This window comes from Afipia sp. GW821-FHT04G03 (genome assembly GCF_059419985.1).
Map to the genome: position 1 here is coordinate 754,991 of NZ_JBWKSV010000001.1, position 17,254 is coordinate 772,244.

Below are 17,254 nucleotides of genomic sequence, written 5' to 3' on the forward strand. Positions count from 1 at the left end.
TACCGGAGCGCCTCATGACCCTGTCCGCCATCGACGACCACAATGCCGATCAAATCGCCTACTGGAATGGCCCAGGCGGCCGCCACTGGACTGACCGACAGCAGCTTCAGGACATAGTGCTGGCGCCGGTGTCCGAAATCCTGCTCAGCCGTGCCGCCGTCAAAAGCGGGGAAGCCATACTCGATGTCGGCTGCGGCTGCGGAGCGACTTCGTTCGATCTGGCCAAACGGGTCGGCCCCGGCGGACACGTCACCGGCATCGACATTTCGGAGCCTATGCTGGGCCGGGCGCGGGAGCTTGCCCCTTCCGGCTCGCCGGTCGAGTTCGTGCTGGCGGATGCAACCGTGTATCCCTTTACTGGTGGCAGTATCGACCTGCTGTTCTCCCGCTTCGGCGTCATGTTTTTCGCGCAGCCCTCGGTTTCCTTTGCCAACATGCGCAAGGCGCTTCGTCCGGGCGGACGCCTCGCCTTCGCCTGCTGGCGCACACCGCGCGACAATCCCTGGATGATGCTGGCCCTTCAGGAAGCCTACAAGCACGTGCCGAAGCTCCCCGAGGTGAAACCGGAAGACCCCGGCCCGTTTGCTTTCGCCCGCGAGGAACGCGTCCACCGCATTCTGGACGAAGCAGGTTTCTCGGACATCGCAATGGAGCGCGCCGACTTGTCGCTGGACATTGCCACCGGCCGCGGACTCGATGCCGCTATTGAAACCGTGCTTGCCATCGGCCCGACAAGCCGCGCGCTCGAAGGCCAGCCTCCGGATAAAATTGCTGCGGCGACGCAGTCGATTCGGACGGCGCTCCCCGCGCATCAAAAAGGTAATACGATCCCTCTTGGCGGCTCGATCTGGATCGTGACCGCGGCGAACGGCCACTAACCCGCCAGAAATTCCTTATCGCTGCATTCACCGGATTCGCATCGGAACATATTGATATTCTCAGCGATTGTTTGTGCTCGACAACAAATCGCGGAGAAAATCATGGCCCGAAAGTATTCCAAGGGAGCAGCGAAGAAAGTCGCGCGTGCAATGCACAAGCGGAAAAAGGGTACTTTGAAAAGTGGAGGATCGGGTAAGAAGGTGAAGAGTCGGAAGCAGGCAATTGCTATCGGCCTTTCAGAAGCGCGAAAGGAAGGGAAAAAAGTGCCCGCGAAGAAATCCTCCAAGAAATCCGCGGCCAAATCCCGCAAAACAAAAAAAGCAAAAAAGACGACACGATCGAAGTCATAGCGCGTGAGTCAAATCCGGCGACGCCACGTTTTTTTTATTGAAGGTTACGAGCCTCAGGGCGCGGACGGATTCCACCGCATGTTTCGGCGCGAATGGAAGCGCTTTCGTGAAAACTGGGGCGTCCGCAGCAACCTTTCAGACTGCAACAACGAGTCCGATGAGATCGCCAGCTGGACCGTTGAGACTACGGGCTCGAACTGGCAGGTCTCGACAACATACGAATTCCTGCGGCTCGAGCACCTGATCCGATCGAATCTCGCGCAGCCATTCTGGCTGCAACTGGTTCGCACCGGGCGCTGGATGTTCGACGACATCGTCAGCGGCGCGCTGGCCCGGGTATTCCGCGCCTCATGGCGCATGGGCGTGCTGCTTATCTATTCGCAGGTAATACTGATGGCATGGATCGCGCTCGCGCTTACGGGCGGCTGGTACGCAGCCGACTTTATCAGCCCGCCGACAAGTCCTGGCGTGGTGACGTTCGCCCTCACCGCTGCATTCTCCGCCGGCTGGTTTGCACTTTTCTATCCGGTCGCGGCGTGCATGTTCGTCAACCAACTCAACAACTGCTGGCCTTACCTGCGCGAATTCGCACGCGGCACGCCAACCGGATTTGACCGCCTGCTCGACATTCTAGCCGACCGCATTGTTGCGGTTGCCCGCGCGAACGAGGCCGATGAAATTATTGTCGTTGGGCACAGCGCAGGCGCGATGCTGGCGCTGGCGACAATGGGAAAGGCGCTTGAACGTGATCCTGACGTCGGCCGGCACGGACCCCGCGTGTCGGTGATGACGGCCGGATCGATCATGCCGGCACTGGCCATGCACCCTGCCGCCGAACCGTTGCGCCGCACGGTCGCTGCAATCGCGGCCGAGCGCAGCGTGTTATGGACCGACTGCCAGTCCCGCGAAGACTTCATGAATTTCTGGGAATTCGATCCCGTCAGCGGCATCGGCGCGGACGCCGGTGAGCGGCGGTGCAACCCGCATATCTGGCAGGTGCCGTTTCGCAAGATGATCGCGCCCGAAATTTTCGCCAAGGTCAGGTTCAATTATTGGCGCATGCACTATCAGTACATCATGTCCAACGATCGCCGTGCGCCATACGACTACTACATGTTCCTGTGCGGCCCCGCGCCGTTCGCGGACTGGACGGCTCAGGACGGCAGCGTGTGCGCGCGCTTCGATGCAGAGGGCAATTATCGGGTTCCAGAGATGAAGGCTGCCGAATAAGACGTCAGCCAGTGGCCCTCTTCCTCGCGACATAGACAGTATTTGTCGCCTCCCGATCCTGCAATGGATTGTAGAAGGTGACGACGTGCGCGTTAGCAGCAGCAAAAACGCTCGACAAAATTTTCAGAAAGACATCGTCCGGTGGATCGTTCGACCACAGCGCGAACACGCCATCTGATCGGAGATGGCTCGAAGCCTTCGTCAAGCCTTCCACGCTGTACAGCGACGCGTGAGTCGGATGCAGAAAGTCTTGTGGTGAGTGATCGATATCGACGAGAATCGCATCGAAGCGGCGTTGAGGCTGAGTTGGATCGAAGCCATCGACCGACGATGACATGGCGAAAAAATCACCGTGCACGAACCGGCAGCGTCCGTCCGCCTTGAGTTTCGCGCCAAGTGGGATGAGGCCGCGTTCATGCCATTCGATCACTTCGGAAAGCGCATCGACGACCAGCAACGCCCCGACCCGCGTGTTCTCCAGCACAGCCTCGGCTGTGTAACCAAGGCCCAACCCTCCCACAACGACCTCGAGGCCCTGCCCCGACAGTTCGGCAAGGCCGAGACGCGCCAGGGCAATCTCGGACGCGGTAAACATGCTCGACATCAAAAACTCGTCGCCGAGCTTGATCTCATAGATGTCCACAGCCTGCGTAAGATTTTTGCGGCGGCGCAGCGTCAGCACGCCCATCGGCGTCGGGCGATAGTCAAGCTCCTCGAAATAAGCACTCATCCATGGCCCAATCTCTGAGTTTTTCCGTGTCCGTCGCGCTTCGCGCCTTTGAGTACTGCAACGCTCTTTTTCGGTTGAACGCAACTGGCCTCCGCTCGACAACGCTAATTTTGGCTTTTAGTCTGCTCGCGGGACTCCGAATGAGGCTGGTGATGTTACGGACGATCTGTTGCGCGCTGGCGCTCGCGGCTGCCTTATTGGTGCACCCCGGAGCCGCGTTCGCACAGACGGATTCCAGTGTCGAGATCACGTTCTGGAATTCAGTGAAAGACTCGCGCAATCCGGCTGAGATTGCCGCCTATCTCGACAAATACCCCGACGGCACATTCGCAACGCTCGCCAAAATTCGGCTTGAATCGCTGAAGTCGAAGGCCGTGCCAACGCCCCCTTCCGGTGAACAATGGGCGGCTATCGGGTTTGCCGCGCGCGGTGCCTGGGGCGCGGCCTGGCAGAAGGCGACCCGCGACGAGGCTGAAGCACGGGCACTGACATTATGCGTCAACAACGGCGGACGCGGCTGCAAGGTTTCATCCACGACCAAATGCGGTGCGATGGCATTCTACACCGCGCGCATCAAGCGGACCCGATATTGGGGCGCGTTCACCGCCGAGGGCGCGACCCTCGGCCAGGCGATCGATGCAGCCTCGGCGCGCTGCCGCAACGAGGGCCGTAGTCCGTCGGATTGCAATGTCCGGGCCTCGTTCTGCGCCGACGGCAGCCACAAGAGTTAGCAAGCGTGCTTACTCCGCCGGAATCACGTCCACCGCGACAGTCAGCTTCTGTTTGCGAGAGCCGACGACCACGCCATCGACCGGCGATACATCGGTATAGTCGCGCCCGACCGCCAGAACGACGTGATCGTTGCCGACCACCAAATCGTTGGTGGGATCGAATCCCACCCATCCGATGTCCTCGCCGCACCAGACCGACGCCCACGCATGTGTCGCGTCCGCGCCCTGAAGCCGCGGACGTCCCGGCGGCGGCGTGGTTCGCAGATAACCGCTGACATACGCCGCTGGCAAACCGAGGCCGCGCAAGCCGGCAATCATGATATGTGCGAAGTCCTGGCAGACCCCTCGCCGCTTTTCGAAGACCTCCTGCAACGGCGTGGAGATTTCCGTTGCCTTGGAGTCGTAGACGAAATCGCGGTTGATCCGCTGCATCAGATCGGCCGCTGCCGCGAAGATGCCCGCTCCTGCCGGAAAACTTGCCGTAGCGTATTCCGTAACCGACGGCTTGATCGGCACCAGTGGGCTTGCGAACAGATACCCCACCGGCGACGACGCGCCGAGGCCATTTGAAGCAAACGCTGCCTCGCGCACTTGCGCCCAGCCGGGAGAACTCATCTCACGGCTTGGCGCGGCGCGCGACACGTCAACGCGCGATCGCGCGTCAATGCGAAGAACGCGATGCGCCGTTTCGATCACAATGCCTTCGGTGGTGATGCCGAAAAAATCAGTTCGCAGTGAGCGTTCCACCGGAGCCGGTTTGATCTCGACACTGTGGGAGATCAGTTGCTGGCCATCGCCGCTTTTTGGCTCAAGCCTCAAGGAACAACGGGCAAAGCTGACCGGGCTTTCGTAGGAATATGTCGTGACATGACGGATGTCGTAGATCACGCAAACCCCGTCAACTTCTCAGGCCGCGTCGCGATGCTGCCGTGCGGGAAGTAATGCGATCCGATGGCGTCAGCCAGATTGAGCAAGCTCTGTTCGAGCGCGAAGATCGCCTTCGTATCGTACGCTTCTGCTTCACCAGCCGTCATCGCGGCCTGAAGCGTCACGGCAAGACGATGCGGCGGATCGATCAGGCCACCCTCTCGCATACTCGGCAGGCTCGCAATGTGTTCGTTGAGGGCTGCGATCTGAAACGCCACCGAGCGCGGATTGTATTCGTCCAGAACAACCAGATCGCGCACCGGGGCCAGCAACGGTCCCACGAGATAGCGTGAGCGATAGGTGATCTGGCAATCCACGAGCGTCAGCAACAGATCAAGATCTTCGCCGGTCGCGGTATCGTAGGCAAACTGACGCGCGAAACGCGCGGTATTGATCGCACGCTCGACGCGACGCCCCATTTCGAGAAAGCGCCAACCGGCCGCGCGATTCATGTTTTCCTGTGCGAGACCCGCAAATGTCGCGAGCGACTGCAAAGCCCATTCCGCAGCTTCGAGCAATGCCTCGTCGTCATCTGCTTTCTCAGACAGACGTTCGACCATGCCGGTAATGACATGCCATGCGTCCGGCGAAAGCCGCTCCCGCAATGTCGTTGCGGTGCGCTGCGCCGAGCGAAGCAGCGACAGTGCGGAGCCGAATTTATCCTTGGACTGCAGCGCCTGCGCGGCTGTCGTCGCCAGTTTGGCGCGCGCCGACGGCGTAGTCGCCCCCCAGCTCACCAGCAGACGCTGAATCCGCTCGATCATCGGCTGCATCGGTGACGGGCCTTTGCCGGGCTCCCGTAATGCGCCGCCCAACGCGCGCACCAGCCGCAACGTGGCTTCGGCGCGCTCAAGATAACGCCCGAGCCAGAACAGATTGTCCGCAGCACGACTCGGCACCCATCCGGCGATACGCTTGATACGAACAGTATCGCTCGGCGGCAGCAGCGTGGATGTGGCGACTTCCTTCTCGGATACCACCCAGACATCGGCAGCGCGCGCCCCCTCGCCCATTGAGACAGCCCGCGCGTCGGGCTGATCGGCGATGCGACAGAATCCGCCCGGCAAGATAGTCCAACCGTTCGGCGTCGCCGCAGCGAACACGCGCAGCACAAACGGGCGCGGCGAGATATGCCCGTTGTCCCATACCGGCGTGGTCGAGAGGCGCACCATCTCTTGCCCGACGTAATCGATACCGCGTTTGCCGATGGCCTCGACCAGTCGCGCGCGCTCGTCCTTTGAAAGCGACGCGGCGACAATCGGACCATGTCCAGGAAAACCCGGAACAGACTGGCCGTAAGCGCCCTCGATCGCCATTTCATCCAGACGAGACAAAACCTCCTCGCGCGCGGACTTCTGCCCGCACCACCATGTCGCGATGTGCGGCATCTTCAGCCCCTCGCCGAAGAAGCGCTGGCTGAGACTTGGCAGGAACCCGAGCAGCGTCCGCGCCTCCATCACGCCGGAGCCCGGCATGTTGGCGACCGCGACACCGCCTTTTCGCAGAACATCGATCAGGCCCGGTACGCCGAGCATGGAACGCGCGTCGAGTTCGAGCGGATCAAGAAAATTCGAGTCGACCCGTCGCAACAACACATCAAGGCGCTTCAGGCCGGCAACTGTACGGACGTGCAGCCGGTCCTCGCTCACCGCAAGGTCGTCACCTTCCACCAGCAGGAAGCCGAGATAGCGCGCGAGCGTCGCGTGTTCGAAATAGGTCTCGCTGGAATTTCCCGGCGTCAGCAGCCCAATGCGCGGCTCGTCGCGGTCGGAAAGTCCGCGCAAGTTTTCACGAAATGCCTCGAAGAACGGCGCAACACGCTCGACATTCATCGACGTGTAGAGGTTGGTCAGCGCGCGCGACAGCACCAACCGGTTCTCAAGGGCATACCCCGCGCCGGACGGCGCCTGCGTCCGGTCGTTGAGTACCCACCAGCGTCCGTCAGGACCCCGGCCGATGTCGGCGGCATAAAGGTTGAGATACTGCCCGCCCGGCGGCTTCACTCCGCAAACCGATCGCAGATACTCGTTGCTGCCCGCGATCGCAGCGGCCGGTAGCGCACCATCCGCAACGAGGCGGCCCTCGCCATACAAATCCCGCAGGGTCAGCTCGAACAGCTCCGCACGCTGCGCGACGCCTTCGGAAATCTGTTTCCACTCGCCCTCGTCGATCAGCAGCGGCAAATGACTGAGCGGCCATGAGCGGTCGGCGGACTCGCCGGGTGCGCGGTAGGTGACGCCCGCATCGCGCATGTGCTGGTCAGCAGAGGCAAAGCGGCGTTCGATCTCGCCCGACCCAAGTGCGGAGAACGCGTCGAAGAACCGCGTCCAGACCCCGCGGGGCTCACCCCTGGCATCGATAAACTCGTCCGGAATCCCGGGCAGTGGCGCGTAGCCGCGGGTGCAGTCCAGAAGATCGTGCTGCCCCGCCCGCGCCCTTGTGTCCCCGCCGTCCAGATTGGCCATTCCGACTCGCCTTTTGCTTCCGCAGCAACTTCGCCGATTATTGCGGTGGCCTCAATGCGGGAGTGGCGTCCGAAGGTCGAGAGTTAAGGGAAATTCGAGGGATCGCTCCACGGCGGGCGCCTCAATCCGGCCCGGCGTATGGCCATGGGACTGGAATCGGGCCAGCCGCCGCGCCTCGGCTTCGTAGCTGTTGACCGGCTTGGTCTCATAGCTCCGGCCGCCGGGATGAGCGACGTGATAGACGCACCCGCCTAGCGAGCGCCCGTTCCAGGTGTCGATGATGTCGAAGGTCAGCGGCGCATGAACCGGAATCGTCGGATGCAGACCGGATGACGGCTGCCAGGCCTTGAAGCGAACACCCGCTACAGCTTCTCCGGAACGCCCGGTGTCCGTCATCGGCAGCCGGCGGCCGTTGCAGGTGATGACGTGCCGTCCTTCGACATAGCCGTTGACCTTGACTTGCAAGCGTTCGACGGACGAATCGACATAACGCACCGTGCCACCGCCCGAGCTTTCCTCGCCCAGCACATGCCACGGCTCCAGCGCCTGACGCAATTCGAGGGTCACGCCACCATGCTGCACACTTCCGAACACCGGAAAGCGAAATTCAAGTTGCGCCTCGAACCATTCCGGCTCGAAATCGTAACCGGCCTGTTTCAAATCCGACATAACGTCGTTGAAATCTTCCCAAAGAAAATGCGGTAGCATGAAGCGGTCGTGCAGCGTCGTGCCCCAGCGCACAAAGCGGCCATCCTGCGGCTCGCGCCAGAATTTCGCGATGAGTGCGCGGATCACGAGTTGCTGCGCGAGACTCATGCGCGCATCCGGCGGCATTTCGAGCGCACGAAATTCGACAAGACCGAGACGCCCCGTCGGACTATCCGGCGAATACAGCTTGTCGATGCAGATTTCCGCCCGATGAGTATTGCCGGTGATATCCACCAGCAGATGACGGAACGTGCGATCCACCAGCCACAACGGCACCTTTTCGCCCTTCGGCGGAATCTGCGCGATAGCAATCTCGAGTTCATAGAGCGCATCGTGCCGCGCTTCATCGATGCGCGGTGCCTGACTGGTCGGACCGATGAACATGCCCGAAAACAAGTACGACAACGACGGATGTCGCTGCCAATACAGCACCACGCTCTTGAGCAGATCGGGCCGCCGCAGGAACGGCGAGTCCGCCGGCGTGCCTCCGCCTATCACGACATGGTTTCCGCCGCCGGTGCCGGTGTGGCGTCCATCGATCAGAAAACGGTTCGCACCGAGCCGGACATGCGCCGCTTCCTGATAAAGGCTGAGGGTCGTATCGACGATCTCGCGCCAATTCTTCGCCGGATGAATGTTGATCTCGATCACGCCGGGATCAGGCGTCACCTTGATGACCTCGACGCGCGGGTCATAGGGCGGCGCATAACCTTCGACATGCACCTGAATCTGCATGTCCTCGGCTGTGGCCTCCACCACCGCAATCAACTCGAGGTAGTCCTCCAGCTTTTCGACCGGCGGCATGAACGCGCACAGGATGCCGTCGCGGATTTCGATCGACAGCGCGGTGCGGACGCCACCCTTCCCGCCGGCCTGCTGCTCCTGAACGAACTGACGTGGCGCGCCGTCAGCCAGCGCGCCGCCGTCGAACACTGGGGGCTGCGCAACGGGTTCGGATTGCGGTGCCCCGAAAGCCGGCAACTCTCCCCGTTCCTCCATGGGATCCTGCTCAACAACATACGGATAGTCCTCCGGCGGAATCCATTGCAGTGAATTCATCGGCAGCCGCAGCCCAAGCGGGGAATCGCCCGGCGTCAGAAACAGATTTCCACGCCGCAGATTCCACTTCTCGCTGCGCCAGCGGCTCGTGGCTTTCGCGTTCCAGCGCTGCACCGGCAGCACGAAACCGCGCGGCACGTTAAGCCCTTGCTGAAACACCTGCGCCATACGTGAGCGCTCTTCCGGATCGGCCAGTTTGGAGTCGCTCGGATCGACGTTGCCGGGAAGACTGTTCTCCTTGAGCAGCCAGTGCGCCTGATCTTCGTAGGCCGGAAGCACATTGCCCGCATCGACGCCGAGCTTTTGGGCCACTCCGGCGGCGAATTTTTCCGCCTGCTCGATCTTCGCCGAACGCGGTCCTTCCATCGGCGCGATCAAGTCGGGATTGCGCCAGATCGGCACTCCATCCTTGCGCCAGTAAAGTCCGAACGCCCAGCGCGGCAGGCTTTCGCCGGGATACCATTTGCCCTGTCCGTAATGCAGCAAGCCTCCCGGCGCGAAACGCGTGCGAAGACGCCGAATAAGATCGTCCGCGATGCCGCGCTTGGTCGGGCCGACCGCGGCCGTATTCCATTCAGCGGATTCCAGGTCGTCGATCGACACGAATGTCGGCTCGCCGCCCATGGTCAGCCGCACGTCATCGGCCTTGAGGTCAACATCGACCTTCTCGCCAAGCGCGTCGAGACGCTGCCACGAACCGTCGGAGAATGGTTTGGTGATGCGCGGCGCTTCATTGACGCGCGTCACCTTCATCTCGAATCCGAAATCGGCATTGGCCGCGCTGACCCCGCCGCTGATAGGCGCCGCAGTCCGATAATGCGGCGATGCCGCGACCGGAATGTGCCCCTCGCCGGTGAGCATCCCCGATGTCACGTCGAAGCCAATCCACCCCGCGCCCGGCAGATAGACTTCCGCCCAGGCATGCAGATCGGTGAAGTCGGCCTCGACTTCGCGCGGGCCTTGCAGCGGATCGATGTCCGGGCGCAACTGAATGAGATAGCCGGACACAAAACGCGCCGCCAATCCGAGATGACGTAACGCTTCGATTAACAACCATGCCGAGTCGCGGCATGATCCCGCACCGGATTTAAGAGTCTCTTCCGGAGTCCAGACACCTGGGTCCATACGGACGATATAATTGATTTTCTCGCGCAGCTTCGCGTTCAGATCGACGAGAAAATTCACCGTACTCGGCGCTTCGCGCGGAATACCGGCAAGGTATTCCGCGAAAAGCGGCGTCGGCACGCTTGTCTTCAGATACGGAGCGAGTTCGTCGGCAAGATCTGGTGGATATGCGAATGGGAACTTCTCAGCATATGGCTCAACGAAGAAATCGAACGGATTGACCACTGCCATATCGGCAATGAAATCCACCTCGATCTTGAATTCACGCGTGGGCTCCGGAAACACGAAACGCGCGAGCCAGTTGCCCTGCGGGTCTTGCTGCCAATTGACGAAATGTTTTTCGGGCAGAACTTTCAACGAATAGCTGGAGACTCGCGTGCGCGTGTGCGGTGCGGGACGCAAGCGGATGACCTGCGGTCCGAGGCTGACGGGCCGGTCATACCTATAGTGTGTGACATGATGCAGGGCGACGGTAATGGACACGACGCGACAACCTCGATGGCTCGTTTTTTGAGCAGAACATCTGCGCAAGCCTCTATCAAGCGCTAACAACCGGCATGAACTGCCTAACCCGGTGGCAAATCGGGGTTTCGTGCTGAAATCCCGAGCGGTTTGAGTCGCGATTTCACATGGCTGACTTTGATAATCAAAGTTCCACGGCAGCCTGTCCGGCCGAATACGCAGGGTTCATGTCATCTGGTCACTGCTCAGGACGCGATGTGGCGCACCAATCAGCTCTTGGCATGTGCCTTGCGTGATGGATCGAAGCATTCCGGCATCAACCAAGGAGACAGGCCATGAAGCGCTCAGACCTCACGGAGAAGCTGCTCGACATCAAACGCGAGAAGGGCTGGACCTGGAAACACATTTGCGAGCAGATCGGCGGGCACTCGGATGCGTTGATCGTCGGCGCTATTCTGGGCCAGATGAAACTGACCAAGCCACAGGCCGCCAATGCGGCCGCGCTGTTCAGCCTCTCCAAGGCGGAAACCGCGATGATCAACGAAGTTCCCATGCGCGGTGACGGCACGCCAATGCCGCCGACCGATCCCTTGATCTACCGGTTCTATGAAATGGTCATGGTGAATGGACCAGCATGGAAGGCGCTGATCGAGGAGGAATTCGGCGACGGCATCATGTCCGCCATCGACTTCGATTTCACGATGGAACGTGTCGCTAATCCGAAGGGCGATCGCGTCAAGTTCGTGATGACGGGAAAATTCCTGCCGTTCAAATATTACGGCGCGACCGGCAACAACATGGAGTACGGGTTCAAGGAAGATTGAACACTACGGCATCAGACGGATTGCGTCGTTGAAGAAATCCTGACCACCAAAGTTTCCGGATTTCAAGGCCAACACAGCCTCGCCCTTGCTCCAGCCGACACAACGAAGCACCGGCACGCCGGCGGCGATTTCCGGTCCCACCAGAAACGCCGGAATGCCGAGGCGATCGACCACGGCGCCCGACGTTTCGCCGCCCGCGATCACGAGACGCCGCACACCCGCGGCGACAAGTCCTTCGCTGATCGCGGCCATCGCCTGCTCGATGGCATGACCCGCCGCATCGCGGCCATGCTTCGCCTGCAAGGACGCCACCTGATCCGGCGTCGAACTGCTGGCAATCAGGATCGGCCCCTTCCCAAGATGCTCACGCGCCCAGTTCAGCGCGCGGTCGGCTTCCGCTCCACCCGCTACGATCTTCTCCGGGTCGAGCCGCAGCACCGGCATCGATTTTTCTGCCTGTACGATCTGCGTCAGCGTCGCCTGCGAGCAGCTTCCGGCGAGACAGGCCACAGGACCGCCGATAGCTTTCTCATTAACGGACGATGAGGTTTTCTTCACCCTGCCCGACGTTATCAATCCGCGCGCCAGCCCAAGTCCCATTCCCGATGCGCCGACCGACAATCGATGGTCGAGCGCGACCTGACCGACAATTTCTAGTTCTGGATCGAACACCGCATCGATGATGGCTGCGCCAATCCCCTGTTTCGTAAACTCCGCGAGGCGCGCGCGGATTGCGGCCGCTCCCTTCCCCACAGTCGCAAGATCGACAAGACCGACGTTGGATTTGCTTTGCCGCGCCAGCACCCGCACCAGATTGGAATCGTGCATGGGATTGAGTGGATGATCCTTCAACGGGCTTTCGTTCAGCGGCACGCTGCCGACGAACAGATTGCCTTGATAGACTGTCCGCCCCGTTCCCGGGAACGCCGGCGTTACCAGCACAATGGCGTCACCGGATTCGGCGCGCAGTGCATCCATCACCGGTCCGATATTACCGGCATCGGTGGAATCGAACGTCGAACAGATCTTGAACAGCACATGCTGGGCGCCTCGCGCACGCAGCCATTTATCTGCTTCTCTCGACCGCGCGACAGCTTGAGAAGCCTCGATGGAACGGCTTTTCAATGAGACAACAACAGCGTCTACATCTGGCAGCGCCAACGCATCGTCGGGCACGCCGATGGTCTGCACCGTGCGAAGGCCACAGCGTGTCAGCGTGTTGGCTAGATCGGATGCGCCGGTATAGTCGTCGGCGATGCAGCCTAGCGCCAACGTCACGCGCGCGCTCCTTTCTTAGCCTTGGCCGCGTAAGGCGCGAACCAGCCGAGACCTTCAACGGTATCGCCCTTTGGACGATACTCGCAGCCAACGAAACCATCGTAACCCAGCCGGTCCAGTTCATCGAACAGGAACGGATAGTTTAACTCTTCGCCGCCCGGCTCATTGCGCGACGGCACGCTGGCGATTTGGATATGCCCGATCATGGGCATCATCTTGCGCAGCGCCATCGTCACGTCGCCGTGGACGATCTGCCGGTGATAGATATCGAACTGCAGTTTCAGGTTCGGAATTTTCAAATCCTCGATGACGCCCGCTGCAAAATCGAAATCGTTCAGGAAATAGCCCGGCACGTCACGTGGATTGATCGGCTCAATCACGAGAGTGATGCCTTCCCTGCCAAACGCCTCGGCCGTCCACGCCACTCCGCGGCGAAATGAATCTACCGCCTTTGGGTCGAAGCGATCAGCGATTCCCGCCATCAGGTGCAATCGCTTCACTCCCGTCGCTTTAGCGTAAGGCAACGCCTGCTTGACGCTCGCCTGCAAGTCAGCAAAGCGATCGGGCAGAGCTGCAAAGCCTCGCTCGCCCTCATTCCAGTCGCCGGGGTAAAGATTGAACAGCGCCTGCGTCAGGCCATTGCGATGCAGGCGCTTTCCCACGTCGTCAGGCGAATGTTCGTAGGGGAACAGAAACTCCACCGCCGTGAAACCGGCTTTCGCGGCTGCATCGAAGCGATCGAGAAACGGCACTTCGTTGAACATCATGCTGAGATTGGCTGCAAAGCGGGGCATCGGACATTTCCATTTTCTTGATTACGATAGTCGGGCGCTATTCACCCGGCAATTTCGTTCCCGTCACACGGGCATACATGCGCGCCACCGATGCGTCATCATCGCGGCCCATGCCTGCGGCCGACGTCATCAGAAACATCTGGAGCGCCGCGGCCGACACCGGCACCGGAAATTTCGCGGTACGCGCCATGTCCTGAATAATGCCGAGATCCTTGACGAAAATATCAACCGCGCTGCGCGGTGCGTAATCGCCGTCGAGCACATGCGGTATCCGGTTCTCGAACATCCACGAATTGCCCGCCGACGCAGTAATCACTTCATAAACTTTACGGATGTCGAGACCTTGCCTCGCGGCGAACGCGATAGCCTCGCTCGCAGCGGCGATATGCACGCCGGCGAGCAACTGGTTGATCATCTTGAATGCTGCGCCCTGTCCTGCGGCGTCCCCAAGTTCATAGAGCTTCGCGGACATCGCATCGAGCGCGGATCGCGCCCTGGAAAAAGCCTCCTTGCTGCCGGAAGCAAGGATTGTCAGTTCGCCCTCAGCGGCGCGCTGAGCTCCGCCGCTGATCGGCGCGTCGAGATAATGGCGGCCGGTGGCTTCAAGCTGCTTCGCAAGGCGGCGCGCGACGTCGGGATCCATCGTCGCAGAGGAAATGAACACTGCGTCTTTCGGCAACGTCTCGGCAGCGCCCTGCGCGCCGAACAAAATGGTTTCGGTCTGCGACGCATTGACCACGACGCTGACGACAGCGTCGGCGTCACGAGCGGCGTCCGCCGGGCTCGATGCCGCCCGCCCGCCCTCGGCAGCAAATCTGGCGACTGTCTCCGGCGTCACGTCGCAGCCTGCGACATCGAACCCGGCGCGCTTCAGCGACAGCGCCATTCCGAAGCCCATTGAACCGAGACCGACAACTCCAATACGTCCAACGGGCATATGATCTCCCAGTTTGTTGCGTGCTCGCACATTTGGCGGCGGGCGGTTGACCGCTTGGTAGCATGCCCCGCGGTGTGGCCAAAATGGCGTTTGAGCCATGCCCGAAACCGTGGGAAAAGCGAACGCAAAGGATGACCAATGACCGAAACCAGGCTCCGCGAGGAGATTTGCCTTTATGGACGCTCGCTCTTTGAGCGCGGACTGACGCCGGGGTCATCCGGAAATATCAGCGTCCGGCTCGACGACGGCGGCTGGCTGGTTACGCCGACCAACGCATCCCTCGGCTTCCTCGATCCCGCACGCATTTCGCGGCTGGATTCCTCCGGCCATCTGCGGTCCGGGGACGCTCCCACCAAGGAGATTCCCCTCCATGCTGCGCTTTACGAGACGCGAAGCACCGCACGAGCCATCGTCCACCTGCACTGCGCCCACTGCGTTGCCGTGTCGATGCTGCCCGAGATCAATCCGCAAGCCGCGCTGCCAGCGCTGACGCCCTATTATGTGATGCGCTGCGGCGCAACGGCCCTGCTGCCTTATTACCGTCCGGGTGACGCGACGGTGGCTGACGCCATTCGCGGGCTCGCCGGAAAATACGCCTGCGTGCTGCTCTCCAATCACGGGCCCGTGGTTGCAGGCGAATCTCTCGAAGCGGCCGTTTTCGCCACGGAAGAACTGGAAGAAACCGCAAAGCTCTATTTAATGCTGCGCGGGATGAACCCGCGCGGCCTCACGCCCGATCAGGTTTCCGATCTTGCATCGACGTTCGGAATTTCACTGCCCGATAAGCCATCATGATCGTCACGATCTGATACAACTCCGGTCTCCGTATGCAGTCGAAGAAGCCAAACGCCTCGCGGCTTTCGGCCCTAATGTCGCACCCGGTCTCCGCCACAAATCACGATCACGCGATGGCGTTTTTCAATGCTGCACCGCCAGAATGATTTGCGCGCGGCTCACCTTGCGTCGTCACAAACGTGCGATAGGCTCACGCCCGTAAAACGTCAAAAAAATCGAACCCCCGGGAGGATTAAGATCATGTTTTACGCTTTTAAGCATCATGCGCTGAATTCGGTCGCCGTCGCAGCGTTTATCTGCGCCTCGGCGATGTCGGCTTCGGCCCAAACGCAAAACAATAACAACCTCGACAAGCTCGGCAACTTCCAGAAGACCGGCGTCACGGAAATCCCGACCGTGCCGCAGACTGGCCGCAAGGTCGATGCGATCAAGGCTAATCTCGCCAAGATCAAGCTCCCGCCGGGCTTCAAGATCGGCCTCTACGCGTTGGTTCCGGACGCGCGGCATATCGCCGTCGGCCCGCAAGGCGTCGTGACGTTCGTCGGCACGCGCAAGAGCAAGGTTTACGCCGTCACCGATCGTGGCAAGGCGGGCTTTGCGGAAGAGGTCAAGGAATTCGCGCCCTCGGTAAACTTCACCATCCCGAACGGTGTCTGTTTCTCCAAGGACGGTTTCCTCTTCGTCGTCGAGCAAAATCGCATTCTCAATTTCCCCGCTGCGGAATTCTTCTATGAAAGCCCGGACATCGCGGTCGCCGTGGTGGTCCCGCAAGGCGAATTGATCCCGAAGGAAGACGAGAGCTTCAACCATACCGCGCGCGTCTGTCGCGTCGGCGCAGACAAGAAGATCTACGTCTCGCTTGGTCAGCCCTTCAACGTGCCGGCGAAGGACAAGCTCGAAGGTTTCGCAAAGCACGGCATCGGCGGCATCATCCGGATCGATCAGGACGGCAAGAACCGCGAAGTTTATGCTAGCGGAATTCGCAATTCGGTCGGCATGGACTTCAACCCCAAGAACAATCAGCTCTGGTTTACGGACAATCAGGTCGATGGCATGGGAGATAACATCCCTCCCGGCGAACTGAACCGTATCACGCAGGCCGGACAGAACTTCGGCTTCCCCTATTACGGCGGCGGCAAGGTTCGCACTACCGAGTACAAGGCCGACACGCCGCCCGCCAACGTGACCTACCCCGAAGTGGAGATGGACGCACATGCCGCCGATCTCGGCATGACGTTCTACAACGGCAAGTCGTTCCCGGCGAAGTATCGCGGCGGCATCTTCTCCGCCCAGCACGGCTCCTGGAACCGGACTGATCCCGTCGGCGCACGCGTAATGTTCACCTCGCTCAAGGCTGACGGCAGCGCGGACAAGACGGAAGTCTTTGCGTCCGGCTGGCTGACGCCCGACGGCGAGTATACGGGGCGGCCGGTGGATATTGCCACGCTGCGTGACGGCTCGTTGCTTGTTTCCGACGATCTTGCCGGAGCGCTGTATCGCATCACCTACGACGGCAAGTAAGCGTCGGGTTCAATATCAAGAATCGCCGCGAGACGGATATCCATCTGTCTCGCGGCGCAATATCAATGGTGCTCCAACGCCTGACGACGCAAGGGAAAAAGAAATGATCGTGCGCACAGCCCTCGCCCTGCTTGTTCTGGGGACAGCCGGGTTGACGGACCCGGCTCATGCTGCCGACGCCAAGGCCGGACGCAAGAAGGCGCAAATGTGCGCGGCCTGTCACGGCATCGACGGCATTTCGAAAATGCCGATGGCGCCGAATATTGCCGGGTCCCCCGCGATGTATATTGAAAAACAGATGAAAGCTTTCCGCTCGGAGGAACGCAAAGACGAAACCATGAGCGTTGTCGCAAAGCCGTTGTCTGACGCCGACATCGCGGACCTCGCCGCGTGGTATTCCGGACTTGAGGTCAACGTGACGCTGCCAAACTGAGATTCG

General features: G+C 60.7%; 15 protein-coding genes. 8 read left to right on the plus strand and 7 right to left on the minus strand.

The annotated features are described in order from the left end of the window. The first annotated feature begins 14 nt into the window (after window positions 1-14). The 3 genes from AC07UB_RS03700 (at window position 15) to AC07UB_RS03710 (ending at window position 2,459) form a co-directional block, all read left to right on the plus strand. Window positions 15-878 (plus strand): class I SAM-dependent methyltransferase, encoded by an 864-nt coding sequence (locus AC07UB_RS03700; RefSeq protein WP_494652697.1) that lies wholly within the window; start codon window positions 15-17, stop codon window positions 876-878. A gap of 102 nt (window positions 879-980) precedes the next feature. Further along, the gene (locus AC07UB_RS03705; protein ID WP_494652117.1) at window positions 981-1,229 is read left to right on the plus strand and encodes a DUF6496 domain-containing protein; all 249 of its coding nucleotides are present in this window, start codon (window positions 981-983) and stop codon (window positions 1,227-1,229) included. A 78-nt stretch (window positions 1,230-1,307) separates the two neighbouring features. After that, on the plus strand, window positions 1,308-2,459 hold the full coding sequence (locus AC07UB_RS03710; RefSeq protein ID WP_494652115.1) for an alpha/beta fold hydrolase: 1,152 nt from the start codon (window positions 1,308-1,310) through the stop codon (window positions 2,457-2,459). Between the two features lie 4 nt (window positions 2,460-2,463). Here the strand turns inward: AC07UB_RS03710 and AC07UB_RS03715 are convergent, their stop codons facing one another. Further along, window positions 2,464-3,273, minus strand: coding sequence for a polyamine aminopropyltransferase (locus tag AC07UB_RS03715; RefSeq protein WP_494652113.1), 810 nt, complete (start codon window positions 3,271-3,273; stop codon window positions 2,464-2,466). Window positions 3,274-3,341: 68 nt separating this feature from the next. On the opposite strand from AC07UB_RS03715, the gene AC07UB_RS03720 reads away from it, so the two are divergent. Next, on the plus strand, window positions 3,342-3,920 hold the full coding sequence (locus tag AC07UB_RS03720; protein ID WP_494652111.1) for a DUF4189 domain-containing protein: 579 nt from the start codon (window positions 3,342-3,344) through the stop codon (window positions 3,918-3,920). Between the two features lie 9 nt (window positions 3,921-3,929). Here the strand turns inward: AC07UB_RS03720 and AC07UB_RS03725 are convergent, their stop codons facing one another. From AC07UB_RS03725 to AC07UB_RS03735, 3 genes are read right to left on the minus strand one after another with little or no spacing between them, the layout of a single operon-like run. Then, on the minus strand, window positions 3,930-4,808 hold the full coding sequence (locus tag AC07UB_RS03725; RefSeq protein WP_494652110.1) for a transglutaminase family protein: 879 nt from the start codon (window positions 4,806-4,808) through the stop codon (window positions 3,930-3,932). Then, window positions 4,805-7,312: a circularly permuted type 2 ATP-grasp protein gene (locus AC07UB_RS03730; RefSeq protein WP_494652108.1), complete on the minus strand. Its 2,508-nt coding sequence runs from the start codon at window positions 7,310-7,312 to the stop codon at window positions 4,805-4,807. Before AC07UB_RS03730 ends, AC07UB_RS03725 begins: the two co-directional genes overlap by 4 nt. A gap of 51 nt (window positions 7,313-7,363) precedes the next feature. After that, the gene (locus AC07UB_RS03735; protein ID WP_494652106.1) at window positions 7,364-10,687 is read right to left on the minus strand and encodes a transglutaminase family protein; all 3,324 of its coding nucleotides are present in this window, start codon (window positions 10,685-10,687) and stop codon (window positions 7,364-7,366) included. A gap of 314 nt (window positions 10,688-11,001) precedes the next feature. Between AC07UB_RS03735 and cynS the strand changes: the two genes are divergently transcribed. Continuing rightward, a complete protein-coding gene (gene cynS, locus AC07UB_RS03740) occupies window positions 11,002-11,490 on the plus strand; it encodes a cyanase (protein ID WP_492788974.1) in 489 nt (162 codons plus the stop codon). A gap of 3 nt (window positions 11,491-11,493) precedes the next feature. On the opposite strand, the gene otnK is transcribed toward cynS, so the two are convergent. From otnK to ltnD, 3 genes are read right to left on the minus strand one after another with little or no spacing between them, the layout of a single operon-like run. Then, window positions 11,494-12,768 (minus strand): 3-oxo-tetronate kinase, encoded by a 1,275-nt coding sequence (gene otnK / locus AC07UB_RS03745; protein WP_492788973.1) that lies wholly within the window; start codon window positions 12,766-12,768, stop codon window positions 11,494-11,496. Continuing rightward, window positions 12,765-13,562 (minus strand): 2-oxo-tetronate isomerase, encoded by a 798-nt coding sequence (gene otnI / locus AC07UB_RS03750; protein ID WP_492788972.1) that lies wholly within the window; start codon window positions 13,560-13,562, stop codon window positions 12,765-12,767. The genes otnK and otnI overlap by 4 nt, the downstream gene beginning before the upstream one ends. Window positions 13,563-13,599: 37 nt before the next feature. Further along, entirely contained in the window at window positions 13,600-14,499 is a 900-nt protein-coding gene (gene ltnD, locus AC07UB_RS03755) for an L-threonate dehydrogenase (protein WP_492788971.1), read from the minus strand. 138 nt (window positions 14,500-14,637) lie between these two features. Here ltnD and otnC point away from each other — a divergent pair, with 138 nt between their 5' ends. From otnC to AC07UB_RS03770, 3 genes are all read left to right on the plus strand, one after another. Continuing rightward, complete coding sequence (otnC, locus tag AC07UB_RS03760; RefSeq protein ID WP_492788970.1) at window positions 14,638-15,294, plus strand: 3-oxo-tetronate 4-phosphate decarboxylase; 657 nt, start codon at window positions 14,638-14,640, stop codon at window positions 15,292-15,294. A 240-nt stretch (window positions 15,295-15,534) separates the two neighbouring features. Next, on the plus strand, window positions 15,535-16,815 hold the full coding sequence (locus AC07UB_RS03765; protein ID WP_494652105.1) for a PQQ-dependent sugar dehydrogenase: 1,281 nt from the start codon (window positions 15,535-15,537) through the stop codon (window positions 16,813-16,815). 103 nt (window positions 16,816-16,918) lie between these two features. Continuing rightward, window positions 16,919-17,248 (plus strand): c-type cytochrome, encoded by a 330-nt coding sequence (locus AC07UB_RS03770; RefSeq protein ID WP_492792607.1) that lies wholly within the window; start codon window positions 16,919-16,921, stop codon window positions 17,246-17,248. Window positions 17,249-17,254: the final 6 nt, after the last annotated feature.